Source organism: Cronbergia sp. UHCC 0137, from assembly GCF_034932285.1.
Lineage (GTDB): Bacteria > Cyanobacteriota > Cyanobacteriia > Cyanobacteriales > Nostocaceae > Cronbergia.
In genome coordinates this window covers 34,126-60,661 of the sequence record NZ_JAYGHC010000014.1, presented here as the reverse complement: position 1 = coordinate 60,661, position 26,536 = coordinate 34,126, and the positions used below count along the sequence as shown (strand labels likewise).

The 26,536-nt window shown below is 38.1% G+C and carries 18 protein-coding genes; 6 read left to right on the top strand and 12 right to left on the bottom strand.

Annotated features, from left to right (window positions below):
* Window positions 1-104 precede the first annotated feature (104 nt).
* The 3 genes from purD to VB711_RS09060 all read left to right on the top strand — a co-directional run bounded on the left by purD (window position 105) and on the right by VB711_RS09060 (window position 4,128).
* Window positions 105-1,382 carry a phosphoribosylamine--glycine ligase gene (gene purD, locus VB711_RS09070; RefSeq protein WP_323285569.1) on the top strand — a complete coding sequence of 426 codons (1,278 nt, stop codon included), beginning with the start codon at window positions 105-107 and terminating at the stop codon, window positions 1,380-1,382.
* A 54-nt stretch (window positions 1,383-1,436) separates the two neighbouring features.
* Window positions 1,437-3,404, top strand: coding sequence for a two-component system sensor histidine kinase NblS (gene nblS, locus VB711_RS09065; protein ID WP_323285568.1), 1,968 nt, complete (start codon window positions 1,437-1,439; stop codon window positions 3,402-3,404).
* A gap of 154 nt (window positions 3,405-3,558) precedes the next feature.
* Window positions 3,559-4,128 (top strand): DUF3611 family protein, encoded by a 570-nt coding sequence (locus VB711_RS09060; protein ID WP_323285566.1) that lies wholly within the window; start codon window positions 3,559-3,561, stop codon window positions 4,126-4,128.
* 347 nt (window positions 4,129-4,475) lie between these two features.
* Here the strand turns inward: VB711_RS09060 and VB711_RS09055 are convergent, their stop codons facing one another.
* The 5 genes from VB711_RS09055 to VB711_RS09035 form a co-directional block, all read right to left on the bottom strand.
* Window positions 4,476-5,153, bottom strand: coding sequence for a response regulator transcription factor (locus VB711_RS09055; protein WP_323285564.1), 678 nt, complete (start codon window positions 5,151-5,153; stop codon window positions 4,476-4,478).
* Window positions 5,154-5,339: 186 nt separating this feature from the next.
* A complete protein-coding gene (era, locus tag VB711_RS09050) occupies window positions 5,340-6,314 on the bottom strand; it encodes a GTPase Era (RefSeq protein WP_323285563.1) in 975 nt (324 codons plus the stop codon).
* Between the two features lie 126 nt (window positions 6,315-6,440).
* Window positions 6,441-7,079, bottom strand: a complete 639-nt coding sequence (locus tag VB711_RS09045) for a histidine phosphatase family protein (RefSeq protein WP_323285562.1) — start codon at window positions 7,077-7,079, stop codon at window positions 6,441-6,443.
* A gap of 224 nt (window positions 7,080-7,303) precedes the next feature.
* The gene (hpsP, locus tag VB711_RS09040; RefSeq protein WP_323285560.1) at window positions 7,304-8,470 is read right to left on the bottom strand and encodes a hormogonium polysaccharide biosynthesis glycosyltransferase HpsP; all 1,167 of its coding nucleotides are present in this window, start codon (window positions 8,468-8,470) and stop codon (window positions 7,304-7,306) included.
* Between the two features lie 102 nt (window positions 8,471-8,572).
* Entirely contained in the window at window positions 8,573-9,175 is a 603-nt protein-coding gene (locus tag VB711_RS09035; RefSeq protein WP_323285559.1) for a PEP-CTERM sorting domain-containing protein, read from the bottom strand.
* Between the two features lie 1,902 nt (window positions 9,176-11,077).
* Between VB711_RS09035 and VB711_RS09030 the strand changes: the two genes are divergently transcribed.
* Window positions 11,078-12,292 (top strand): response regulator, encoded by a 1,215-nt coding sequence (locus VB711_RS09030; protein ID WP_323285557.1) that lies wholly within the window; start codon window positions 11,078-11,080, stop codon window positions 12,290-12,292.
* 101 nt (window positions 12,293-12,393) lie between these two features.
* Here the strand turns inward: VB711_RS09030 and nspC are convergent, their stop codons facing one another.
* The 6 genes from nspC to VB711_RS09000 form a co-directional block, all read right to left on the bottom strand.
* Window positions 12,394-13,545: a carboxynorspermidine decarboxylase gene (gene nspC / locus VB711_RS09025; protein ID WP_323285556.1), complete on the bottom strand. Its 1,152-nt coding sequence runs from the start codon at window positions 13,543-13,545 to the stop codon at window positions 12,394-12,396.
* Window positions 13,546-13,550: 5 nt separating this feature from the next.
* A complete protein-coding gene (locus VB711_RS09020; RefSeq protein ID WP_323285554.1) occupies window positions 13,551-14,747 on the bottom strand; it encodes a saccharopine dehydrogenase family protein in 1,197 nt (398 codons plus the stop codon).
* A 261-nt stretch (window positions 14,748-15,008) separates the two neighbouring features.
* On the bottom strand, window positions 15,009-16,298 hold the full coding sequence (locus VB711_RS09015; protein WP_323285553.1) for an MFS transporter: 1,290 nt from the start codon (window positions 16,296-16,298) through the stop codon (window positions 15,009-15,011).
* 227 nt (window positions 16,299-16,525) lie between these two features.
* Window positions 16,526-22,969, bottom strand: a complete 6,444-nt coding sequence (locus tag VB711_RS09010) for a non-ribosomal peptide synthetase (protein WP_323285552.1) — start codon at window positions 22,967-22,969, stop codon at window positions 16,526-16,528.
* Between the two features lie 176 nt (window positions 22,970-23,145).
* Entirely contained in the window at window positions 23,146-24,123 is a 978-nt protein-coding gene (locus tag VB711_RS09005; protein WP_323285551.1) for a sterol desaturase family protein, read from the bottom strand.
* Between the two features lie 707 nt (window positions 24,124-24,830).
* Window positions 24,831-25,415: a Uma2 family endonuclease gene (locus VB711_RS09000; protein WP_323285550.1), complete on the bottom strand. Its 585-nt coding sequence runs from the start codon at window positions 25,413-25,415 to the stop codon at window positions 24,831-24,833.
* A gap of 280 nt (window positions 25,416-25,695) precedes the next feature.
* On the opposite strand from VB711_RS09000, the gene VB711_RS08995 reads away from it, so the two are divergent.
* Both VB711_RS08995 and VB711_RS08990 read left to right on the top strand, forming a co-directional pair.
* Window positions 25,696-26,028, top strand: coding sequence for a DUF433 domain-containing protein (locus VB711_RS08995; RefSeq protein ID WP_323285549.1), 333 nt, complete (start codon window positions 25,696-25,698; stop codon window positions 26,026-26,028).
* Complete coding sequence (locus VB711_RS08990) at window positions 26,025-26,384, top strand: hypothetical protein (protein WP_323285548.1); 360 nt, start codon at window positions 26,025-26,027, stop codon at window positions 26,382-26,384. Before VB711_RS08995 ends, VB711_RS08990 begins: the two co-directional genes overlap by 4 nt.
* Here the strand turns inward: VB711_RS08990 and VB711_RS08985 are convergent.
* Window positions 26,364-26,504, bottom strand: coding sequence for a hypothetical protein (locus VB711_RS08985; RefSeq protein ID WP_323285546.1), 141 nt, complete (start codon window positions 26,502-26,504; stop codon window positions 26,364-26,366). The two genes, VB711_RS08990 and VB711_RS08985, sit on opposite strands and share 21 nt — an antisense overlap.
* Window positions 26,505-26,536 lie beyond the last annotated feature (32 nt).

Below are 26,536 nucleotides of genomic sequence, written 5' to 3'. Positions count from 1 at the left end.
CCCTAGATAATTGATGATTAATCATCTTTGCTTGAATACTTGTTATGGGGTATGACGGCAATTTAGGTAAAATACATATTACTAGATAATGTACGAGGAAATTAGTGAAAGTTTTAGTTGTCGGTAATGGAGGACGGGAACACGCTCTGGCGTGGAAATTGCTACAATCGCATCAAATAGAGCAAGTTGTTTGTGTACCAGGGAATGGGGGAACAGCAACTATGGAACGTTGCCAAAACTTGCCTCTGCTGGTAGATGACTTTGCAGGTATCAGTGAGTATGCTTTGAAAAATGGGATTTCTTTGGTGGTTGTGGGTCCAGAAGTGCCATTAGCTAAAGGAATTACCGATTATCTGCAAAAACAAGGTTTGATGGTATTTGGCCCGGGTAAAATGGGAGCGCAAATTGAAGCTAGTAAGGCATGGGCTAAGGCTTTGATGGAAGAAGCAGGTATTCCCACGGCTAAGGCGGCGGTATTTACGGAAGGAAAAGCTGCCAAATCCTATGTAAAAGCCCAGGGAATCCCCATTGTTGTCAAAGCTGACGGGTTGGCCGCCGGTAAGGGTGTCACCGTTGCCCAAAGTTTAGAACAGGCAGAGAGGGCGATAGATGCCATTTTTGGGGGACAGTTTGGCAATGCGGGCAATTTTGTGGTAATTGAAGAATGTTTGCAGGGAGAGGAAGTTTCGGTATTAGCACTAACAGATGGTTTGACAATTCGGCCTTTATTACCTGCTCAAGATCATAAACGCATAGGTGAGGGTGACACAGGAGAAAACACTGGGGGAATGGGAGCCTATGCCCCCGCACCGATCGCTACACCGGAATTGATGGCACGTGTGCAGACAGAAGTTTTAGAAAGAGCGATCGCCATCTTAAAATCTAGAAACATCGACTATCGTGGGGTACTCTATGCTGGATTGATGATTACACCAACAGGAGATTTTAAAGTTTTAGAATTTAACTGTCGCTTCGGTGATCCAGAAACACAGGTAATTTTGCCATTGTTAGAAACTCCTCTAGAAGACCTAATTTTGGCTTGTGTACAGCAGCGTTTGGCAGCAATGCCTCCTATTGCTTGGAAAAAAGGAGCATCGGCCAGTGTAGTAGCTGCTTCCGGTGGTTATCCCGGAGAATATGAAAAAGCTAAGGTAATTAATGGTATTGAACAAGCCCAAGCCGCCGGAACAACTGTTTTTCATGCAGGTACTAAGTTGAACGAACTACAACAAATCGTCACAGACGGAGGTAGAGTATTAAATGTGACGGCAGTGGGAGATGATTTTACTCAAGCGATCGCACAAGCTTACGCGGGCATTCAACAAATAGAATTTAGCGGGATGTACTACCGTAGAGATATCGGTTATCGAGTTCTAAGTTAAAAATTAGCAAGTTTGCTTCCTCCCTACTCCCTAGTCCCCCAATCCCCATTTAAAATGCTGGCTTTTTTCACCACAATCCGAGATGCCTTTACCAACAATGTGTCTAAAACCCTGGCTAATTGGTGGTCAGAATTTACCCTCCAAACCAAACTCCTGGCCGTCGCTACCTTGGTAGTTTCCCTGGTCATGAGTGGTTTAACTTTCTGGGCTATCAACACAATCCAGCAAGATGCACGTCTCAATGACACCCGCTTTGGTCGTGACCTGGGGCTACTCCTGGCTAACAACGTAGCACCACTAATTGCCGAACATAATCTCTCTGATGTAGCTCTATTTTCCCAACGTTTTTATAGCAGCACATCTAGCGTGCGTTATATGCTCTACGCTGATGAAACCGGAAAAATCTTTTTTGGTATTCCCTTTTGGGAACCAGAGGTAGAAAATACCCTCACCATCAAACGAAAAATTCAACTCCCAGAAGATTATCCTAGTGATAGTGATCAGCCTATGGTACGACAACATACAACCCCATCGGGTATTGTCACTGATGTTTTTGTGCCACTAATCGTTGATAAAAAATATTTGGGTGTGTTAGCGATCGGCATCAACCCCAACCAAACCGCAGTCATTTCCACTAATTTTACCCGTGATGTCACCATTGCTGTATTTATCACAATTTGGGTGATGGTGGTTTTAGCGGGGGTAATTAATGCTTTGACCATTACTAAACCGATTAAAGAACTATTAGTAGGAGTCAGACAAATTGCTGCTGGTAACTTTAAACAGCGAATTGATTTACCCTTTGGTGGAGAACTAGGAGAGGTAATTTTTAGCTTTAATGAAATGGCAGAGAGATTAGAGCGTTATGAAGAACAAAACATTGAAGAATTAACCGCCGAAAAAGCTAAATTAGAAACCTTAGTTTCCACCATTGCCGATGGAGCAGTATTAATTGATAATAATATGCAGGTGATTTTAGTCAACCCCACAGCCCGAAGAATATTCGGTTGGGAAGGTATTGACGTAGTTGGTAGCAACCTCTTACATAATTTGCCCCCAACAGTCCAAATGGAAATTACCCGAACTTTATATGAAATGGCAGCAGGTGAATGTGAAACAGCCGAATTTCGCATTACTTTAAATCAACCTACCAAACGGACAATTAGGATTCTTTTGACTACAGTTCTTAACCAACAACGGGAAAGTATTAAAGGTATTGCCATTACCGTTCAAGATATTACCCGTGAAGTAGAATTAAACGAAGCAAAAAGTCAATTTATCAGCAATATTTCCCACGAATTACGAACACCTTTATTTAATATCAAAACTTATATTGAAACCCTACATGATTACGGTGAAGATTTAGGGCTAGAGGAACGGCAAGAGTTTTTACAGACAGTTAATCATGAAACCGATAGACTAACTCGTTTAGTTAATGATGTGTTAGATCTATCAAAACTTGAATCAGGTCGTACTTACAATTTTGATGGAGTAGATTTAGCCCAAGCACTTGAACAAACATTACGAACTTATCAACTAAATGCTAAAGATAAAGGCATTGAACTAATTCAAGAAGTAGCTCCAAACTTGCCTTTAGTAATAGGTCATTATGATTTATTGTTGCAAGTATTCGGTAATTTAATTGGCAATGCTCTCAAGTTTACTCCCGCAGGTGGTAAGGTAGTAATTCGTGCCTATCAACTAGATTCTAAACCTAATTCTCATACTCAATCCCCTCAAGTTAGAATTGAAATTGGTGATACAGGAATTGGCATCGCTGCTGAAGACCAACAAGCCATCTTTGATCGCTTTTTTAGGGTAGAAAACCGAGTTCACACTCTAGAAGGAACTGGTTTAGGTTTATCAATTGTTAGAAACATTATTGACAGGCATCATAGTCAAGTCAGTTTAGTTAGTGAAGTGGGTGTGGGTACTACTTTTTGGTTCGATTTAGATGTACTTCAGGAAGAATTGACCCAGAAAAAAGTTGATGTTATTGAAGAAGTAGAAACGGCAGTTTAACCCATTATTCTTGTTTAGCGATCGCCCAACCGAAAATCATCAATAATTTTTTGGGTTTATTCCAGTCAAATATGTCTCAAGGTAGGGGTAAATAATCAACTCAAAGAAATATCCTCAATAAGCAGGGGGAGATGCCAAGCAATCAATCAAAAATATGCAAATTGAATCGGAAGCGCGATCGCTTGCACCAAGATTACAAGGAATTGCTAAAACTATTCGCCTCACAGGTTGGATTACCTTTTGGGTACAATTGGCTTTTGGGGTGGTTTCTGGCTTGGCTTTGCTATTTGCCTCTACAGGCCGCCGTTTTGCAGAAAAACCTAATACTGGTTTGGGAATTGGTGTATTCTGGGCTGTTTGTGGGATAATAATCTTATTTGTTAGTCTTTATTGGGATTTTCGTTATACCCGTTTTGGTAGAAAATTGGCAAATCCTAATCCCACGTTGCATCCTAGTAAGGCAGATACTATGTGGTCTGTGCGAGTGGGGGCTATCTTGGGTTTAGTGGGAATATTTTTAACCCTATTGGGTGCAGAATCAACCGTGGGTGTGTTTGTGGCAAAATCTTTATCCCAACCTCCAGGAGTAGCGATTACTGAACCCAACAAGATTATTCGTGCCTTGGATGTGTTTGTGATGGTAGCCAACATTAACGGTATTGCGGCTCATTTTGTTGGGACTGTGGCTTCTTTATGGTTGCTGGAACGAGTAAATCCACATTAGACATCTCCAGAAACTAAATATGCGTTATCCGCAACCCTTGTAGAGACGTTCCATGGAACGTCTCTACATAACTCAAGTTGCTAGTTATTAATTTTTCGGATATTTTGTAGTCTGTAGGGTGCGTCAGACGGAATAATTTAGGCTGAAATCACTAATTTTTAGTTTCTGACGCACCTTGTTTAATCTAACTAGCAACTTACGTTAGGAACGCAAATTTAATAACCTGCAATTCTGATTTAACCTGGAATGGTGCGTTACGCTGTCGCTAACACACCCTACTTTTGCACTTTATTTAATTCATATTCCTTACATACATTTTTTTTCACCAAATAGATGTCTATTGATTTTTAAACTAATCCACTGCGAAGGGCAACTACAGCAGCTTGTACCCGATCATCTACTGATAGTTTATTCATTACTCCCCGGACATGGGTTTTTACTGTATTGGGACTCAAGTAGAGTTTTTTGGCAATTTCTGGGTTACTTAAACCCTCAACAATTAGTTTTAATACTTCTAATTCACGACTAGATAAGTTGACGTTATTTTCACTGTTTGTTGGTGGTTTCAGGTTGTCAATTACACTGCGGGCTATTTGCGGATCTAGGTAGGTTGCACCATCAACTGCGGCAGCGATCGCACTCAATAATCTTTCAATACTCGCACCTTTGATACAATAAGCATCTGCACCACTAGATAAAGCTGCAATAATTTCCGTTGATCTTTGATGAGATGTCAGCATCACCACATGGGTTTTTGGCAGTGCGGCTTTAATTTGTTGGGTAGCTGCAATCCCATCTAATCGCGGTAAACCAATATCCATCACCACCAAATCGGGTTTTAATTGTAATGCTCTTTGCACCCCTAAATAACCATCTTCTGCTTGTCCCACAATCTCTAACTGAGGATGAGACATTAAAGATTGTTCTAGTCCCAATTGCATCATCGGATCATCTTCGACGATTAACACACGCAATGGTGGCGCATCAAGAGGTAAATTTAGAGGATAAAAACTAGCTGGGAGCATTTTGTCAATTAACTAGGGCTTGCTGATAGCGTAGCGTACCGTTAGGCATATAAAGCTAAAACTAACTGAAATATATCAAAAGTTTGAAGGTGAATAAGCAATAAGCGTTAAAACCACCAAAAACCTCTTCTAATTCTTCCTCCTGACTCCTGACTCCTGACTCCTGACTCCTAGCCCTAACTATTCTTATGATTCTACCCGATAACCTAATTCTGCTAAACTCATGCGTGACTGTCGCCATTTAGGTTGAACTTTCACGAACAATTCTAGATAAACCTTACCAGCAATTAGCTTCTGGATTTGCTCCCGTGCTGCGCTTCCAACAGCTTTAAGCATTGATCCACCTTTGCCAATCAAAATCCCTTTTTGTGAGTCTCTTTCGACATTTATGGTGGCAATGACACGGGTAATACCGGGGGTTTCGTCTACTTTGTCGATGATGATCGCTACTGAATGGGGTACTTCTTCACGGGTCAACAGCAAAATCTGTTCTCTGATCAATTCACCCATAATAAAGCGTTCTGGTTGGTCTGTCACTAAGTCTGGAGGATAGTAATAGGGACCTGTTTCTAGTTGTGCAACTAATAGATCTTGCAATTGCAGTAATCCTGCTCCAGTTTTAGCAGAAAATTTGACTGTTTCCCATTGATAATAATTGCCTAACTCAAGGTAACTGTTATCTATTTGCTGAGAATTTAAAACTTGTTCGTCACTTTTGTTGATACCCAAAATTATTGGTACTTTGCTATACAGGAGTAAATCGGCAATATAGCGATCGCCTGAACCACAATTTACTGTGCCATCAACCACCAATAATATCACATCTACTGATTCAATGGCAATTTTAGCATTTTGCACCAGCACTTCCCCTAATTCGTGATGGGGTTTATGAATGCCTGGAGTATCTACAAAAATTAGCTGGGCTTCAGGTGTTGTTAAAATGCCGCGTAATCGGTTACGAGTAGTTTGGGCTATGGGTGAAGTAATCGCAATTTTTTGTCCTATTAACTGATTCATCAACGTTGATTTACCAACATTAGGACGGCCAATAATCCCAATAAATCCCGATTTGAATTGAGCAGAAGCTTGAGGGATGGTCACTTTTCCTAACCCGGAAAAATCATAATTATCAATACTATTCACCTTTGTTGCTACCTTCATATTTCTTCACTTGATATAATTTGTTGTTTCCAAATACGATCAGGATTAAGGAATGAAATGAGAATCAATCCTCTAATCTTTGAAATCCTGTTCAGATATTGTGGATTTAGCTATTTCAATTACCAATTAACTTCCTGGCAAATTTCGCAATCTTGCATCTAAATGAGTTCGATCAGCTAAAGTTTGTAATATGGGTCCATGTTCTGTAAATTCAACAATACTTACAGATCCCACAGGACACCCCAAACGATAACGAAAGCGTCCAACATCAATTCCTAGTAGACTACACAGAATTATTCTGATAGTTGCTTTATGGGTAACAACTAATATATTACCACTCTTATAAAGATGCTTAATTTCCTCAATTACCTGCATAGACCGAGAAGCAATTGATATTGCCATTTCTCCCCCAGTCGGTGCATACCAAGCAGGATCGGCCGACCAACGAATATAATCATCATGATATTCTTGGTTGATCAATTCTGGGGTTTTTCCTTCCCATTCACCATAGTGGATTTCTTTTAACCCATTTCGTTGTTCTGGTTGGATTCCTATTGCAGTACATAAAGGTTTTGCTGTGGACAAAGTTCGCTGCATAGGACTACTATAAACAGCTTGCCAGGGAATAGAACTGTAAGCAGCAGCAAAAGCATTTGCCATTTCTACACCTTCTGGAGTCAATTCTGAATCTATTGCACCGCAAAAAGCATGACTGCGACTGCATTCGGTTTGTCCGTGACGAAGGAAATAAAGTGTAATGGTCACTGTAATAGAGGGGAAGTTTTAGAATGTAAGGGGAAGTTTTAGAATGTAAGAGGATATTTTCCCAGGTTTACATAGGGGAATAATAGTAATAATTATAACTCATCAACCATCCTCTTAGAGTGTCGATAGTTAATTTGATTAATGTAATTTAATCAGTAATTATTCATTAAAATCTTAAATATCATGTTTTTTAGTGGTATTTCATCCTCCTAAAGGAATAAAAATTAAACTGAGACTGTAATATTTTGGTAAGCTTGGATGACTTGCAGAGCGATCGCATCCCAGCTAAAATGCTGTAAAGCGTATTTTTGGGCATTTAATCCCCGACGTTGGCATTCTTGCGGATTTGACAAAGCCTCGATTAACAAGTCCAGCACTGCTTGCACATCAGTAGTTCCCACCCAACCAGACTCGCTATCTAGCACCTGTTGATAAATATGTACCTGGTCAGAAATTATGACTGGAACTCCTGCTACCATTGCTTCTGCTACCGCAATGCCAAAATTTTCGTAGTAAGAAGGTAAAATAAACAAATCAGCAGCTTGGAGTAAACTAGCTTTTACATCACCAGTCACAAAGCCTGTTATGGTAGAGTGCGATCGCAACGGTGAATTAGCAATTTGCAATTTGATCCTTTCCTCATAACTAGGATCTTGGGGATTAGTCCCAGCTAAAACAAAATGGAAATTATAACCTTCAATTAACAACCTCTCCAACGCCGGAATCAGCAAATTTAAACCCTTTTTAGGATCAATCCGCGACATAAATAGTAACACAGGTACATCATTCGGGATATCCCAGCCAACAACCCCATTTCTACTCTTTGGTGGAATCACCCCCAACGGAATCACCAAATCCTGCGTTGATACCCCAAATCTAGCAGATATTTTCGCCTCTTGTTCACTGGTAAAATGAATTGCTGCTGCACCAGCTAAATTATAGCGTTCTAAAAGGGCAACATAAAGCCGTTTTAATTGCTTTTTTTTTCGCAAGTCAGCCGGGTCAAGAGTCCCCAATGGACGTAAAATATAAGGTAGCTTTTTTACACGACACACAGTTGCAGCCGCACTACTCACAGGAGAAAATAAAGCATGAATATGAGCAAGATCAAAATCCTGCGCGTGATTTCTCAGCCATGTTAATAAATCTAGCGAAAACTTATACCGACGAAATGGCGCGCAACGAAAGTAAATTATTTCATAACCATCTTGTTGAATAGGTATATTTAATGGTACATCAAGTGGTTCTTGACCATTATCGCCATTACTATCAGTTGTAATAATTGTAACCTTTACACCTGCCCTTGCCAATGCAGGAGCTAATCCTAGTACCATTTGACTAGGACCCCCATAAATCAGAGAAATTGAAGGTACAATTTGTAATATTCTCATATAATTAACTAAAAAACAAATCGCCACAGGGATTAACCTGCAACGACTTTATCATTCACAGACGCGGCAAAATTCCAGAATTTTAAATACAATGTGGAAGTATTAATTGACAATACGACGACGAGAAAAAACCATACCACTTACTACGAAACCTAGACCAATGAGTGCGGTTGGTTCAGGAACTTTTCTGGGCTTAGGTTTTGTTGTGTAGTAAACACTGATGTGAGATACATCTTTTGGGCTTTTCTCTTTACCTTTGTTATCAAATTGTAAAAATGGAGATTGCCAAGTACCAGACTTTACACCATCTGTCACCTTGTAACCTGTCAACTTAGTATCGTTACCACTTTTGAAAACGAGCATCACATCATCCCAGTTATCTTTAATAGCACTGGCAATATTCCAACTTCCAGACTTTCCTGATTTAGTACCTGTGTAGCCAGTGTTACTACCAATTTTACCACCAAATATCCAGTTAGTGGTATCAAAAAACTCTTCAGTATTCACCGTCAAAGGCTTGTTGGGACTTACAGAATCCTGACTGAAATCATCACTTACTTCGCAAGCATTAGTACCTGTCACTTTACCAGAAATGTTGCTGGCACAACTAAAGGTAGCCGCATGAACAGGTGCAACGGTAAGTGTTGTCATTACACCAGTAGTTAATAAAGCCGAACCTATGAGAGCAGAAATTTTAATTTTCATTGTTGCCTTGACTTAACTTAGCCGTTGTAATTGCGGTTGAAACATTGTTATTTTTCCTATCTGTGCCTTATCTTACCCTCCTGTTCAAATAAAACAAACAGTGTTTTTCGCAACTTTACCATCTCTTTAGAGAACTTCAGGAAATTTGAGCTAACAATAAAGAATGTATCACCTAATTTTAATTCGTGATTCTCAAAGTATACATTTAATACTTATGATTTACTGATAGTCTAGGGTGACTTTAGCCATACAAGTCCAAAATCTTTATACCTTTGAAGAGATAAAGAGAAAATAGGAATATCTACAATCTTTAGGAGTTACCCATTGACATAATCTATTACATAAGATAGTAGTTATGGATTTTACTCTTGTAGGGTGTGGTTCGGCAAGCTCACCAACCACGTCAGACCCGATAATTTGGCACAAAACAGATTTTTTCTATCTGACGCACCGCACTATACTAAAAACGGTTGGAACATGGACTTTTACAAAATTACGACAAACCCAGATTTGTAGGGGTTTAGCATTGCCATTGGTGTCAACTTAGGCTCTAATCATTGTCCCACAAACGTATTACCCCACCCCTTAATCCCTCACAAGGGTAGGTATTTTACATTGTCGTAAGGGCAAGACTTGGGGGACAAGGTAGACAAGGCGACAAGGAAGGAAAATCCTATAAATCATGTACGATTGGTCACAAAAACTGACGCTCAACAGACCATTTTTTGTATAAAATCTTCCTTGTCTACTTTCCCTCCTTGTCTTCCAAGTCCTGCCTTCACCCAATTGTGAAAAACCTACACCTGTCAGCCCCTTAATCCCCTCCCCTCGCAGGGGCTACGGTGTACACACAAGTGATCTGATTACCCAAAACAAGCCCTGGCGATTAGAAATCACGGCTACACAAACAAAGTCCACCTGCGTGGACTGAAGAAAAACTACTTATTTTTAACCCACGGAGGTGGGTTTTGCCTGTGTAGTTGCGGTTTCTAACCGCCGATTTAATCTTGATAAGACTTGTGTGTACACGGTAGCTCGCAGGGGAGGGGAGATTTTGCTTTAGCAAAAGCGGGGGTGAGGTTCTTCTTGATTGTTGGGGAACTGAATAAGTTTGATATAACGGCATTACAAGAGTTTGATGTTAAGTTGACACCAATGGGCATTGCTAAACCCCTACAAATCTGGGTTTTTCGTGATTTTGTAAAAGTCCATGTTCCAACCGTTTTTAGTATACTGAGCTTGTCGTTCGTGTAGCATGGCGTTAGCCATAGTATGGCTGCACAACAAGAAATGTTGGGATATTTTTTTATTTGGAAGTTTCTAGGACTGTAAAATTTTATCTTATTCTAGCTATAGAAAAAACCATAATTGATCATACCAAATAATTGAAACTCACATCAATTAAGATTGATCTTATTGATTTCTTCATAAAAACTATAATATTACCTGTAGCTCTTCATCTGAACTAAATAAGTATATCCCCATTGACAGAGCATGATCTTCTATTTGGTTGACGTAGTAAAAGCCCTCAACAATAACCTTCATAGAAGTTTTTGTAAAAATTAAAATCGGGAATTATACGGTTATAAGAATATTAAATTTTAAGTACACTAAATAAATACATCTTACAGTTTGGTATCGTGATATGTAGGGCATCGTCCAATCCTCTAAAAATATTAGATACAGGAATGACCATTTAAATTAAACCTTTTATATCATCCGGTAATTAATACCTATTAGGACAGAGTAATCGTATGTACGTGTATTCTTAAGCAATCAATTAGGTATTTAAGTAGATTGGGTACAGTTTTCCATCAATAGTTCTAGGGTAGTTACAAAAAACTATATAGCTAGTGTGGATTTTCTCAACCCTGACTTTAAATGATTAGTAGGCAAAAAATTATGAACCAACCAGAAATCTCAGAATCTTTTAACCTCGTTAATAATTTTAAAATTTGTACTCAGTTGCAATACAACGGACAATTAATTATTAAAAATAACAAAGGGGTACAATGGACTTTTTACTATCGGCTAGGTAGGTTAGTGTGGGCTACAGGGGGGACTCATCCCTTTAGCCGTTGGCGTAGACAAATGGCTCAACATTGCCCTCAAATTGATGTAGAGAAAATGCGTTTTCGTTCTGAAGATATAGCAATTAATTACTGGGATTACAATTTATTGGAGATATTGTATAAAAGACAAAAAATTCAACGAGAGCAAATTCAAGCTATTACGGAAAACACTATCGCCGAACTACTATTTGATTTAGCTCTAGAACTAGATTTTACTTCAATAACCTGTCTTCGTAGTCAGGAAGTAGTGCTAAATACGGCAATGAGTTTTACAAATGCAGATATCTCGATTAAGGAAATGCAAGAATCATGGGATAATTGGAAAAAAGCAGGTCTGGCCAATATTTCTCCTAATTTAGCGCCAGTTTTACGCAGATCACAACAACTCGAACAGGTTGTAAGTCAATCTGTATACAAAAACTTTGTAGCTTTAATTAATGGCAGATCCACTTTGCGAGAGTTAGCAATGAGAATGAAGCAGGATACTATGCCTGTTGTGCGTTCTTTGCTTCCTTATATTCTCAAGGGTATTATTGAATTAGTAGAAGTACCTGATTTGCCGTTATTAGTTAATGAAGTTAATAACTCTCTTCCTCGACAACCCACAAATAAAACTACTCCACAAATTAAAAATGAACCACTAATTGCTTGTGTAGATGATAGTCCTCTAGTTTGTAACCTTTTAGAAAAAATTATCACTACTCATGGATTGAGATTTATAAAAGTTCTAGATCCTGTGCAAGCTTTACCGATTTTGATTCATAATAAGCCTGACTTGATCTTTTTAGATTTAGTAATGCCAGTAGCTAGTGGTTATGAAATTTGCACTCAACTACGACGTATTCCAGCGTTTGCAAATACTCCAGTAATTATTTTAACTAGCAGTGATGGCTTGGTGGATAGAGTTAGAGCTAAGGTAGTTGGTTCTACAGATTTTATGTCTAAACCAATAGTGGCAGAACGGGTAATGAATATGGTGCGTAAATATTTATCTATACAAGAGGTAACTGGGATGAAGAAAGCTCCTTTAGAAGTGTATGGTTAGACAAGGTTTGAAGAAATTTCCCAATAAAAAATGTGCAAACAGAAAGTATAGGTAAAATTAATTTTTATTCATAGGAAACCCCGGAAAGTGACAAAAGAGGGTTATCCCAATCTGGCACAATAATCTTGATAGGAAAATTTTCGCCATAAAACGAAAGTACCATCTTTTTTGATCATGCCAATAGCAGGATGCACTACACCATTAAACATGGAAGTTTTGACCATTGTATAGTGCATCATATCTTCAAAAATTAACCGATCACCAATAGATAAATCTTCAGTAAAAGCATAATTCCCTATAAAATCTCCTGCTAAACAACTTGATCCCCCCATGCAATATGCTTTTTCGCCGTCTTGAGGATCATGCGCCCCCCGAATTACTGGTTTATAGGGCATTTCTAAACAATCTGGTGTATGAGCAGTAAAAGAGATGTCCAGCATAACATTAGTCAGCGCGGGAGTAGGAATTAGATCTTGCACTGTACTCAACAAAAATCCAGTTTCCCAAGCGATCGCCGAACCTGGTTCAATAATTAGCCTCAGATGGGGGTAGCGTTTGTGAAAAGCCTTAATAATTTCAATCGCGTGATCCACATCATACTCTTTACGAGTCATCAAATGACCACCGCCAAGATTTAGCCATTTTAGCTGAGACAGAAAACGCCCAAATAACTGCTCTATTTGTGATAATGTTTTCTCTAAGGCATAAGAATCACTTTCACATAAATTGTGACACAGAAAACCCTCAACTCCTTTTGGTAAGGTATCTCCAAGTTGATTTTCTAAAACACCAAGACGAGTATAAGGCACACAAGGATTATACAGCGCGGTTTTTACTGGTGAATATTCAGGGTTAATTCGCAAGCCGATAGACGGATGAGAAGATGATTTGGTAATAATGGGCGCGTATCTTTCCCATTGTGTGACAGAATTAAAAGTTAGATGGGAAGCCAAAGGTAAAATCTGCGGTAAATCTTCATCTCTATAAGCCGGGGAATAAACATGAACTTCTCCGCCAAATTTCTCCGCCGCCAGTTGCGCCTCCCATAATGAACTTGCAGATGCACCTGGAAGTGTCTTGCGAAGAATGGGGAAACTATGAAAGAGAGAAAACCCCTTTAATGCCAGCATTACCTTTACAGGGGCTTCCTGTTGCACTCGTGCAAAAATAGCCAGATTTCGCTCTAAAAGTGCCTCTTCCAACACAAAACAAGGTGAAGGGATTTTATTGATTAAATCGCTAATTATGGTCATTCTGGCTATACCTCAAAGGGTGATCCTTGATCAATCACTTCATGCCAGGGTAAACCAAGTTTTGCCACCAATTTCATAAAGGGATCTGGATCAAATTCTTCTACATTAAAAACTCCAGGCTTTTTCCATAGTTCCTGCACTAACATTAATGCACCAACTACTGCTGAAACACCTGTAGTATAGGAAATTGCCTGAGAAGCAACTTCTTTATAACACGCAGCATGATCGCAATTGTTATAAACGTAATATTGACGTTCTTTTCCATCTTTTAAACCACGAATATGACAACCAATAGAGGTTTGTCCTGTATAATTTTCCGCTAAAGAAGAAGGTTCAGGTAAAATTGCTTTTAGGAATTTGAGGGGAACTACTTGTGTACCTTCATAATTAACAGGATCAATCCGTGTCATCCCTACAGACTCTAAGACGCGCAGATGAGTAATATAGTTTTCTGAAAATGTCATCCAAAAACGCGCTCTTTTAATTGTGGGGAAATTTTTTACCAAAGATTCTAACTCTTCGTGATATAAAAGATAGGACTCTCTAATTCCTATTTCTGGGTAATAAATTGGGCGATGAATGGAAAGAGGAGGCACTTCTACCCATTTACCATTTTCAAAATAGCGTCCATGTTGTGTAATTTCACGAATATTAATTTCTGGGTTAAAATTAGTGGCAAAAGCTTGTCCATGATCGCCTGCATTACAATCAATAATATCCAAATAATGAATCTCATCAAAATAGTGTTTAAAGGCGTAGGCGGTGTAAACTCCTGTCATGCCAGGATCAAAACCACAACCGAGAATTGCTGTAATTCCAGCATTTTTGAATCTTTCCTGATAAGCCCATTGCCAACTATATTCAAATTTTGCCACATCTGGAGGTTCATAGTTAGCCGTGTCGAGATAATTAACTCTTGTTTCGAGACAAGCATCCATCAAGGCTAAATCTTGATAAGGAAGTGCTACGTTAATCAGAAGATCGGGACGAAATTCTTGAATTAATTTAACCGTATTATCAACCACATCCGCATCTAGGGTAGCGGTAGTTATTTTTGGTGAGTTGATGTGTTTGGCAATTTGATTACACTTTTCAATTGTGCGACTCGCTAACATAATATCAGAAAATTCTGTTTGTGCAGCGCATTTGTGAGCAACTACCCTACCAACACCACCGGCTCCAACTATCATTAATCTTGCCATATTGTCTCCTTCAACTACATTCTAGAAGTTACTCATTGATAAGAAATATTATCCATGAATTTTAGATAAGTCACCATTGCTAATGGTTACTGAATTTTCTACTCTCACTATTTTCTCAAATATAAAATAATTAAACCATAAGTAAGTGTACATCATAAAAGTGAAATTTATTGCGTTTTGTAAAATGGCTGAAACTCAATCAGAATATCACATTGAGACAACTTTATATACCGTTGCACACCCTTAAATTTTTCTGTTCACCTACTTACTATCCGGTAACTCATCTTCTAGCAGACGCAGACGGGGATACAAGTAGGCAATAAAGGTGAAAATGATGCTAAATATGCCCATGATGACAAAAATTAAACCAATACCACGACCAGTCCCAACACCAATAATTTGTCCAATATTGGTTGCTCCTAACCCATCAGCAGCCATCAATGGTTCAAAAATTTGGTCGGCGAGTGGCCCTGCAATCAGATAAGACAGTGGCAGAAAACCCTGAGTTACGGCAATGCGGAAGGCAAAAACCTTTCCTTGGACTTCTGGAGCAACTTTTTTTTGGTAAATTACTTGGATTGCACCATTAACGATTGGGAGTATAAAAAATATAAAGAAATCGGAGATAGTAAACAGAATCGGGCTAGGAAGTAAGCCGGCTAACACATAGAAAAAACCGAAAAAAAACATCGAGGTAAATATGATATTCATCTGGCGTTCTATTCCCCCCCATAAGCTCATAATTAAACTGCTTATTAACATTCCAGAACTGGCAATGGAAGAAATTGTACCTAGAGCTTGTGTAGAAGCAAAGGAAAGTACAAGGGGTGTGGTTAGAGCTTCGGCCCCACCAATGAGAAAGTTACTTATTGCCACAAAAGCTACTAACCCAATCAGTCCAGGACGAGCGATAAAATAATGCCATCCAAAGGTTATTTCTTGCCAGAATGAAGAGAAAAAACCAATTTCTTCTCCTTGAGCTTTTGTGGTCTGAATTTCAGGAAACTTAACCAACAACAAACAAATTAGGGCAAAAACCAAAGTTGTTAAATCAATAACAACAATTCCCGGAATTTGGACAGTTACCAGTAGTGTAGCCGCCAGTGCAGGGGAGAGGATTTCCGCGATCGCTAACCTAATCTGCGTCATAGAACTGGCACGACCAAGTTGTTCTTTTGGCACTAATAATGTCGTAGCTGAAGAATAGGCCAGGGTCTGAAAGGCATTGCAACTAGAGCTAATAGCACTAAATAAGCATAGATTCCAGACTTGTAAGTTACCACTAACAAATAACCAAGCAATAGTTAAGGTACACAAACCAGCGCAGAAGTCGCTAATAATCATAATCCAGCGCCGACTCCAGCGATCGACAAACACTCCAGCAATGGGAGAGATGAGAATCCCCGGTAAGGTTGTTGATAGAATCAGGAGAGTGAATTGAGTAATTGAGTTAGTATGCTGGTAAACCCAAATACTTAGAGCAAAACTGGTTGTGCGTGAGCCAACTAGAGATAACACTTGACCAAACCAGATCAAGATAAAAGTAGTCATGCTTTGAGTTATCTCTCCTTCCTGACTGGAGAAATACTTAGTCCACCTAAATAGAGACAATCCAAATCTCGGTTGTTGTTTCAATTCTGGTGGGTTGTTTTCTAACATAGCAACAGTAATTATTGGTTAATTTGTGGCCAAGCCTGGTCGTTAAATGTAGCATTTGTTTCAGATTTTCCTCCTACACATCAGTAAGTATGGTATTTAGCAGGATAATTAGGACAATCTTAAAGACTTAGAGCCTTTGCAAATTCAGAAATCTGGCAGGTTGCATGTTGGACGAGCTTTTCGATAATTTCCTGGTAATAGCTAAACAGAAACTCGATAGTTTCATTTGTAAATAACTCTGTGCTGTACAAGACTTTAATTTTAATGGTGGGATTATTTGCAGAAGGTGAAGAAACAAAAATTTCTAAAGGAACTTCCTCACCCCACAGATCGCGATCGCGTTCAATCGTTACAAAGCCTACATCTAACATCCAATCTTGCCAATTCTCTGGAGGTAGCATAGTAACTGAGGCAGAGATATTAAGCGGTTGTTTGGTTTTTAGAGTATCAATGACTGTTTGACCAGGAATTTCTTTATTGTTAATTGCTTCTATCAGGGTTTCTTGCACTTGTTCTAGAAAAGTTAGTCCGGTTTGCTCAGATGAAATATGACATCTTAAAATTATGTCATTGATAAAGCAACCGAGCATTTTTTCAGTTTCGACTACACTACGATTACCAACTGTTGCCATCACTAAAATATCTTTTTCACGACTGTACTGGAAAAAAAGTATTTTCAAAGCAGTCAGAATGATGACAAATAGAGTAACTTTTTGAGAACGGCTGAAAGTTTCCATTGATGCCACAAGACTGACAGATAGAACTACAGAATAAACAGATGCACTGGTGCTATTAATCATCTGTAGCTGAGTGGGAGAAAAATCATCAGATATTTGTGAGGTATTGCTCAATTTTTCCAGCCAATAAGCCAACTGCTTTTCTATTGCCTTTTCATTAAAGTATTGACGTTGCCAGAGGGTAAAATCTGCATACTGAACAGGTAATTCAGGTAAAGGAGAAGGTAAACCATTGGCAAAAGCTGTGTAGATTATTCGTAACTCCTCCAACAAAAGCCCTAATGACCAGCCATCTGTGATGATATGGTGCATATTTATTGTTAACCAATATTCCTTTTGATTTAGTTGCAATAACTTTGTCTTAATCAGAGGAACTGAAGCTAGATCAAAATGATGCTCATATTCTAATGCTGCGAGTCTCTGAGCTTCAGATATTCTTTCTGTATTAGGTAGGTTTTGTAAGTCTATAATCTCCAAAGGTATAGTTAGAGATGGGCTAATAATTTGTACAGGTTGACCATCAACCATAGTAAAAGCTGTGCGTAATATTTCATGACGACGAATAATTTCATTGAAACAAGATTCCAATACACTTGCAGAAAGAGAGCCTGTAAAACGTAAAATAACAAAGCTGTTGTAGGCGCAACTTTCAGGAGCTAACTGTTGTAAATACCAGATAGATTCTTGTGCAAAAGACAGTGGAATACAAGTGTTTCGTACTTGAGGGACAAGAGGTGGCAGGGTGTCAAATGTCATACAGCTTTCACTCTGTTTCTCTATCTCCAATTGAATATCTGTGATTACTTGACTCAGTTCAGCTATAGTAGGCGCTACCAATAGAGAACGCAGAGGAATTGCTATGGACAAACTTTCTTGAATGCGAGAAATGACAGATGTTAATAGGAGAGAATGTCCCCCCAACTCAAAGAAGTTATCATAAATGCCTACCTGCTTTTGATTTAACACTGTACACCAAATTTCTCCTAGTTGTTTTTCTAGCCAAGTACGAGGTGCAACATAAGCTGCTTCTAGTTCTAAATTTGTTGTTTCTGGCTTTGGTAAAGCTCTCCGGTTTACTTTACCATTAGGAGTCAGTGGTAAAGCTTTGAGCATCACAAAAGCAGAGGGTATCATATATTCAGGCAGTTGTTGTTTGAGAAACTGACGCAATTCACTACTGGTAAGGGTCGAATTTTCATTAACAACATAGGCTGTTAAATATTTATTCCCTGGATCATCTTCTCGAACAATGACTACTACCTGCTGAACTTGGGGACGTTGACTCAGAAGTGTTTCAATTTCTCCTAGTTCAATGCGAAAACCACGAATTTTAACTTGGTGGTCAATGCGTCCTAAAAATTCAATATTTCCATCTGGTAAATAGCGTGCTAAATCTCCAGTTTTATACAGTCGCTCATTTTCTACAAAAGGATGAGGAATAAATCGTTCTAATGTTAAGTCGGGACGATTCAAATACCCTCTAGCTAAACCTGCACCACCAAGATATAGTTCTCCAGTCACACCAATAGGAACTGGTTGCAGATAGCGATCGAGTATAAAACTTTGGGTATTAGCTATGGGACGACCAATAGGTGGACATTTACCTTCTGATTCTTCAGGTAAAACTTGTCCAGAAGTTGTAACTACAGTATTTTCTGTAGGACCATAGTTATTAAATAGCTTAAATGGTAATGTACCCAATGGATAATGATTAAGTTTATCTCCTCCAGTTAACATAATTCGTAAAGCTGTATTTTCTGTCCAGGATAAAAGCAATAATTTTTCTACCAATGGTGTGGGAATAAAAGTAATTGTAATATCTGCTGATATCAACTGCTGTTTGAGAATTTGGTCTGAAAGCAGAAACTCCGATTTAATTAAATGTACACTTGCTCCCACTACTAGATAAGGCCATAATTCCCAGACAGCCGCATCAAAAGCTGTTCCTGCTAAACTTGTCGCTCTATCTGATGATGTAACTGCAAAATTGTTTAAGTGCCAAAATACTAAATTTAATAATCCTGAATGTTCAATCATCACCCCTTTTGGCTTGCCAGTAGAACCAGATGTATAAATTACATAAGCTAAATTTCTAGGTTGTACATTATTAATCGTCTCATCCAAACTTTGATTAGCAATTATTTCTAAATCTTTATCCCAACAAATAATTTTAGTTGGTGTTGACTCTAAAGTTGATGATAAATGTGGTAGTAATAAAGAATGAGTCAAAATAACTGACATTTGCGAATCTTCCACCATATAATTGAGGCGTTCTGGAGGATAGTTAGGATCGAGTGGGACATAAGCACCGCCAGCTTTTAAAATGCCTAAAATACCCACTATCATTTCAAATGAACGTTCTAAATAAATACCCACTAATATTTCTTTATCTACACCCAGAGATTGCAGATAATGGGCTATTTGGTTAGCTTTTTGATTTAATTGTTGGTAGGTTAACTGGCAATCTTCAAATACTAATGCCACTGCATCAGGTGTTTTTTCTGCTTGTTCTGTTACCAATTCATGAATGCACCTATCTTGTGGATAATTAGTTTGTGTGTTATTCCATTCCACCAGTAAACGATGTTGTTCTGCTGCGGTGAGTAATGGTATTTGTCCTACTCGCTCATTTGGATTAGTAACAATAGCCTCTACCAAGATTTGAAAATGCTCGACCATCCGAGCAATAGTATCATTATCAAACAAATTGGCATTATATTCAAATGCCCCCCTCAGTTCTGCGTCTATTTCTTGTATGGACAAAGTTAAATCAAAAGTTGCTCCTGCTGTCGGTCTATCTAATTCGATCTGCGTTACATTCAAACCTGCCAGATCCAGTTTTTCTATTGGTGAATTTTGCAATACAAACATCACCTGGAATAGGGGACTATGGCTTGTGTGACGTTGTGGTTGGAGAACTTCAACTAATCGATCAAAAGGTACATCTGGATGAGCATAAGCATCAAGAGAAACCTGTCGCACCTGAGTTAGAAGTTCTTTAAATGTGGGGTTGTTTTCTAAGCGAGTCCGTAACACCAGGGTGTTAACAAAAAAACCAATTAATGACTCAAGGGCTGGACGGTTGCGGTTAGTAATGGGAGAGCCAATCACAATATCTTCCTGACCAGTGTAGCGATAAAGCAACGTCGCAAAAGCCGCTTGGAGAGTCATAAATAGGGAAGTACCTGACTTCTGACTTAGGGTTTTTAGTTTGTTAGTTAGGTCATCACCCAACTTAAACCTTTCGATACTACCCCGAAATGTCTGCATAGCACAACGGGGATAATCTGTTGGTAATTCTATGACAGGTGGGGCATCTGCTAATTGTTGTTGCCAATAGTTTAACTGAGTATTAATAATATCATTTTGCAGCCATTGACGTTGCCAGTAAGCATAATCTACATATTGAATTGGCAAATCTGGTAAGGGTGAATTTATGTATAAACTAGATAATTCTCTCAGAAAAATTCCCACAGACCAAGCATCAGAAATAATATGGTGCATTGTCACTAACAAAACATGGGAATCTAACTCTAAGCGAATCAGTTTAACCCTCAATAGAGGTGCTTTACTTAAATCAAAAGTTTGTGTATATTCTCTGGTAATTAATCTTTGTAATTCAGTCTGTTTTTCAACTTCTGGTAATGCTTGTAAATCTACTATAGGTAAAGTGAAGGGTACAATTTCTGCAATAAATTGTACTGGTTTTCCATCTACCATCCCAAAAGAAGTACGCAGGGTTTCATGACGTTGAATAATTGATTTTATAGATTGTTCGATGGCTGTTAAATTTAGCTGACCAACTAAACGCAATGCCCTAGCAATATTATAATCAGCATTTGCTCCTTCCATCTGGTCGAGTAACCAAAATCGCTGCTGAATTAAAGATAAAGATAATTTCCCAGAACGGGAAACAGGTTGTAAAACTGGCAGGGATTTTGTTTGCTGACTTTGATTTTGTAAAGTTGTAATTTTTTCGCTTAAACTAGCTACAGTAGGAAATTCAAATAAGGCACTAACTGATAATTCTACAGATAGATTTTCACGCAGTCTAGAGATAACTAAACTGGCAAGTAGGGAATGTCCACCCAATTCTAAAAAGTTGTCATGAATCCCTACTTTTTCTAATTTTAAAACTTCCGCCCAAATATTAGCTATCAGTTCTTCTTGTGGGTTATGTGGTGCAACAAAGTTGCGAATATCAGCAGAGATATTTGGTGCTGGTAAATTATTTCGGTCTAATTTGCCATTGGGTAATACTGGCAGTTTTTCCATCAGCACAAAGGCATTAGGAATCATATAATCTGGTAGTTTCTGCTCTAGAAAACTGCGGATTTCTACCCAATCCAAGGTTTGATTGTTAGGGACAATATAGGCTACAAGGCGCTGATCTTCTGGGATATCTTCTCTCAGGGTGACTATTGCTTCCCGCACAGATAAATGAAGTTTTAATACAGCTTCGATTTCTTCTAGTTCAACTCGCATTCCGCGAATATTTACCTGAAAGTCGATGCGACCAAGAATTTCTAAATTACCATCCTGGGAGTAACGAGCTACATCACCGGTTTTGAAAAGTTTTTGTTGTGGATTAAAAGGATTATCAATAAATTTTTCGGCATTTGCTTGAGTTCGGTTTAAATAACCACGAGCTAAGGTAGAACCTGCAATATGTAATTCTCCAGTCTCACCAATTTTTACTGTTTCAAGTTGGGAATTGAGTACATAACCCTGCTGAATGTTTTGGAGAGGATGACCAACTGGTACATATCCTTCTTGAATATTGCAGTCTTCTGGAATGAGATAAAAGCCATTGCCAATACTTTCTGTTTGACCGAGAATATTAAAAAAGCAGGGTGTATTTTTAAAGAGATGACGTAACTTTTTAATTAGTTGATAGGGTAGTAATTCACCACCAAAAATTATTAATCTTAATTTGGATTCACTAATTGATTTTGTGTATTTTGGATCTAAACTTTCTAAAGCCATTAGTCCATAACGCCACACCGAAGGTACACCATCAGAGATTGTTACCCCCTGGTTTTGGATTAATTCAAATAGACTCAGGGGAGTTCTGGTTTGTTCGCGGGTGGCCAGGACACTTGTAGCACCTTGGGATAAAGGCAAGAATAATTGTCTGACTGAAGCAGTAAATGAGAAAGATGCTGTGTGTAGATAAATATCTTTGTGATTAACTGGGATTATTTTAGCGATCGCCTCAAGATAATTACAAACACTAGCATGAGGCATCTGTACTCCTTTTGGCTTGCCAGTAGAACCAGAGGTATATATTAAGTAAGCGAGATTGTCTGATGTTACATCACATACTAGATTTTCTTGACTTTGTTTCCCAATTTTCTGCCAGTCTGCATCTAAACAAATCACTGAAGCGGGAATAATAGGTAGTATCTCTAGCCATTGTGTTTTAGTTAAAACTATTTTTAAGTTTGTATCTTCTAACATAAATGTTAGTCGTTCTTGAGGATAAGCAGGATCTAAAGGAACATAAGCACCACCTGCTTTGAGAATACCAAGGATTCCTATAACTACTTCAATAGAACGCTCTACACATAAACCGACTAATACTTCTGAACCTACCCCCATTACTTGCAAATAATGTGCTAGTTGATTAGCTTTTGTGTTTAACTCGCGGTAGGTCAATTGCTGGTTTTCAAATAATATTGCTACTGCATCAGGTGTTTTTTCCGCCTGTTCTACAAACATCTGATGAACACACTTGTTTTGAGCAGCCGCACTTTCCCTTTTTATATCTACATCATGCAAAAATCCAGCAGACTGATAGTTTGAATCTAATATTGTTCGACTCATGTTAACTCCTCTTAATTGATGACAATAACCATTTGTTTTGTTGAAAAACTCAAAGGTTCTACCGTTCCCCTGTCAATGTTGGGTTTCACTTTGTTCAACTCAACCTACTATAAATGTTCTTTTACAAAAAGGGAACGGTAGAGCCAAAATCAAATTGATTTCGAGGGGCAATTTAATCAAACTAAGTTTTTGCTGATTCGCTGCCAAATTGCTCTAAATGGATGTAACAAGAGATTGGAAACACTATTTAAAAAATTTGATTCTCCATCAGATATGAGTAAACCAAAATTTAGTTTTTCATAATTGCTAGGCACATATAAACTACCAAATATCCAATCCCAAAATCCAAAAATATAACCAAAATTCTTATCATAATGTTTGGGGTCTACACTATGATGTATTTGGTGTTGCGCGGGACTAATGAAAATATGACTAATCCACTGAGGATAAGCCAACCAGATGTGAGAATGACGTAAATTATAGCCAGCTAAATAAAAGATAAAAATCTCAAAGCTGACTCCATAAATTAATATCTCTTTCATCTCAGTTCCAAAGAAATACATCCATATTCCCGTTCCCAAACTGGTGATGATAGCTATTGTTGCATTACCTAACAACATCTCAATTGGGTGAATCCGATATACAGTCAATGGTGTAATAACTTCGGCTGAATGATGTACTTTATGAAATTCCCACAACACAGGAACTTTATGGGCTAGATAATGATATAAAAAATTAGCAAAGTCACCTAATAATGCTACAAAAATACTGAATATTATCTTCTGTTCTAATTGGTGGCTTGTGATGATAAGAGGTGCATTAGTACCTGTAATCTGTATCAAAATTTGGTTGGCTATATTGGCAAATTTTTCTAAGAATACTATGGTCGGTACTACTAACAATATCTGGAAAAAAGAAATTAAAAAAAAGTATTTGTATAGAGTAATAGAGGCAGGATGTAAATAAATTTCTTTGGGTAAAAGATATTCTAGTAAATTTTTCTCTTTGTCTCGATTTGTTAATCCAAGTATATATAATATGGTCGCTAATACAATAGTTGAAAGTACATATAACCAATAAATTTGAGATGATGCCAAAAAAGGTACTTTAAATGGGTACAAAAGACTATCAAATATACTGTTGAGTGTTTCCATAAATTTTGAGTTATTGTTCAATATTTAGGTTGAAAATAATTTATGATCTAAAAGTATTTCTCCTAAGAAAGTAGGTTTTTAAGTAATAAGACAGAATTAATTACACAACTGATTTGTCTCTTCCCGGTCGGTGAGCGTAGCTGTAAAGCCTAACGGCATAGCTGACTCTTACCGCGAAGCGTGGCGTTAGCCATACCGCTGTTCCCTCTCTCAACGAGTGAATTTAATTTTATCCAATTACTTGTATCAATACCTTATTGTTGCAAATTATCTGACCGTATCTCTAGTGTGTTAACTTTGTGTGTTTTGGAGCGATTTCCTCGGAAATTGTTTATGTTACCGTAGTTTACATCAAAAGCATATATTTTAGGCACTTTATCATAAAAATATGGGATACATTTTGTGCATTAAGACCTATGGGATAAGGGATTCAGAATTAACACACTACCCTATCTCCCCCGAAATTTTTCGCTCTCCTTCCAACGATCGCAGTAAACACATAACTTTTGTACAAACGATCATTGACAGGAACGAATAAATAGGGGGTATGGGTTTCAGGGATTTAAACCTTGGTTTTTGACAATTTTTGAGCGATCGCTATTGATCTGAATTTCATCCTCCAAAGCCTGAAACAACCTAATTTCGTTCAAACACATGACGGTCTATTTGTACAGTGCGTAAGTCCTAGTAATTATCCGAATTTGATATTATTCTTTTTCTTCAAAATTAACATCTTGATAAATGTCAACTAAACTAATTTCAAAATCCAAATGCTGTAACTTTACAATATCATCTTCAGATTTATACTCCCGAAAAATCCATTCTACCTCATTAGTTTTGCTGTAGTGCATTACCAAATATTGATTTTGTTCCACTAAAACATATTCTTTAAAATGAGGAATGGAACGATAAAAATTAAATTTATCACCTTGGTCATAATTTTTCGTAGATTTAGACAACACCTCAATAATTAACAAAGGATTAGTAATAGTAGTGTTATTTTTACCTGTATAAAGAGGCTTGTTATCAGTTACGATCACATCAGGATAGGTATATTCTCGATATTCAGGAATCCATAAACGCATATCTCCCATAAAAACTTCATATTTTTTGCGTCTGAGTGCATATAGTAACATTGCTGCGATCGCTAGTGTGATTTTATTATGATTACCAGTTCCCCCAGTCATAGGAATTATTTCTCCATCCCGATATTCGCTTTTATAAAGTGCTTTTTCTTCTAACTCTAAATATTCTTCAGGTGTATAAGTATGCTTACGAGTTTCTACTTGCATATTATTTTCCTTAATTTAGTTAATTGCCGATAATGAAGGATAAAGCCTAAAATTCCATCCTCCACCTTTTTCAATTATGCTTCATCTGCAATACCACCGATAATGGTAGTTGTGCCGGTTTTGGCAATTTCTGCTAGAGTATGTGCGATCGCTGACTTATCAGTTCGCTTCTGTATCCGCAGCAAGCACAATCACAACACATAAAATTCAGAAATTAAGCTCCCACGAATAAGCCTTTGTCAAGTAAGATAAAATCAAAGGACTGTATAAAGGTAAAAATATGCAGCTAGAAGATTATTTTGAATTTTTAGATTCAGACGATATCCGCATTAAGGGGCATCGCATAGGTATTGATGATGTGATTAATTATTATCTACAAGGGTTTACACCGGAGCAAATTCTGGAAGATTTGCCATCGCTAGATTTAGAAAAGATTCACGCTACTATTACCTACTATCTCCATAATCGTGGGGAAATAGATGCTTATATGTTGCGGTTGGCTAGGTGGAGGGAACAGCGTTATCAAGAGGCTGCTGCTAATCCCTCTCCAATGATACAGCGTTTGAGAGTAATTAAAGCGCAACGAGAACAGGAGCGGTTGAATCTTGTATGAAAATCCGTTTCTTGCTTGATGAAAATTTGTCACCAAAGCTAAAGTTTGCTGTTTTGCGTCTTAACCCAGCAATAGATATAGTTCGTGTGGGTGATTCAGATGCTCCCCCACTAGGAACACTAGATCCAGAACTGCTGCGTTATCTGGAAGTATCTGAACGGTTATTGGTGACAGATAACCGTAAAAGTATGCCTGGACATTTAGAGTCGCATTGGGGAGAAGGTGGACACATCTGGGGGGTTATGTGGTTACGTCCAGGTACAACTTTAGGGAGTTGGGCAGAAGCAATTTTTCTGCTTTGGGAAACTACCGACAGTGAAGAATGGATTGATAAATTAGATTGGATTCCGTTTTAGGAATTTCACAAGAGAATGACGAACGGCACGGAAGCCAATGGCTTTAGACAGTGGAGGATCGCTCACACAAAGTTCTGCAATTCCTGGAGGATGGAAATATTTACTTGTATCAAGAGACATGAGACTATTTTTATATTTACTGACACACCCTA

Excerpts from the sequence above, each read along its gene's own strand:
- nblS (WP_323285568.1), top strand. The coding sequence starts at position 1,437 with ATGCTGGCTTTTTTCACCACAATCCGAGATGCCTTTACCAACAATGTG.
- VB711_RS09060 (WP_323285566.1), top strand. The coding sequence starts at position 3,559 with ATGCAAATTGAATCGGAAGCGCGATCGCTTGCACCAAGATTACAAGGA.
- VB711_RS09055 (WP_323285564.1), bottom strand. The coding sequence starts at position 5,153 with ATGCTCCCAGCTAGTTTTTATCCTCTAAATTTACCTCTTGATGCGCCA.
- era (WP_323285563.1), bottom strand. The coding sequence starts at position 6,314 with ATGAAGGTAGCAACAAAGGTGAATAGTATTGATAATTATGATTTTTCC.
- hpsP (WP_323285560.1), bottom strand. The coding sequence starts at position 8,470 with ATGAGAATATTACAAATTGTACCTTCAATTTCTCTGATTTATGGGGGT.
- VB711_RS09035 (WP_323285559.1), bottom strand. The coding sequence starts at position 9,175 with ATGAAAATTAAAATTTCTGCTCTCATAGGTTCGGCTTTATTAACTACT.
- VB711_RS09030 (WP_323285557.1), top strand. The coding sequence starts at position 11,078 with ATGAACCAACCAGAAATCTCAGAATCTTTTAACCTCGTTAATAATTTT.
- nspC (WP_323285556.1), bottom strand. The coding sequence starts at position 13,545 with ATGACCATAATTAGCGATTTAATCAATAAAATCCCTTCACCTTGTTTT.
- VB711_RS09020 (WP_323285554.1), bottom strand. The coding sequence starts at position 14,747 with ATGGCAAGATTAATGATAGTTGGAGCCGGTGGTGTTGGTAGGGTAGTT.
- VB711_RS09015 (WP_323285553.1), bottom strand. The coding sequence starts at position 16,298 with ATGACTACTTTTATCTTGATCTGGTTTGGTCAAGTGTTATCTCTAGTT.
- VB711_RS09010 (WP_323285552.1), bottom strand. The coding sequence starts at position 22,969 with ATGAGTCGAACAATATTAGATTCAAACTATCAGTCTGCTGGATTTTTG.
- VB711_RS09005 (WP_323285551.1), bottom strand. The coding sequence starts at position 24,123 with ATGGAAACACTCAACAGTATATTTGATAGTCTTTTGTACCCATTTAAA.
- VB711_RS09000 (WP_323285550.1), bottom strand. The coding sequence starts at position 25,415 with ATGCAAGTAGAAACTCGTAAGCATACTTATACACCTGAAGAATATTTA.
- VB711_RS08995 (WP_323285549.1), top strand. The coding sequence starts at position 25,696 with ATGCAGCTAGAAGATTATTTTGAATTTTTAGATTCAGACGATATCCGC.
- VB711_RS08990 (WP_323285548.1), top strand. The coding sequence starts at position 26,025 with ATGAAAATCCGTTTCTTGCTTGATGAAAATTTGTCACCAAAGCTAAAG.
- VB711_RS08985 (WP_323285546.1), bottom strand. The coding sequence starts at position 26,504 with ATGTCTCTTGATACAAGTAAATATTTCCATCCTCCAGGAATTGCAGAA.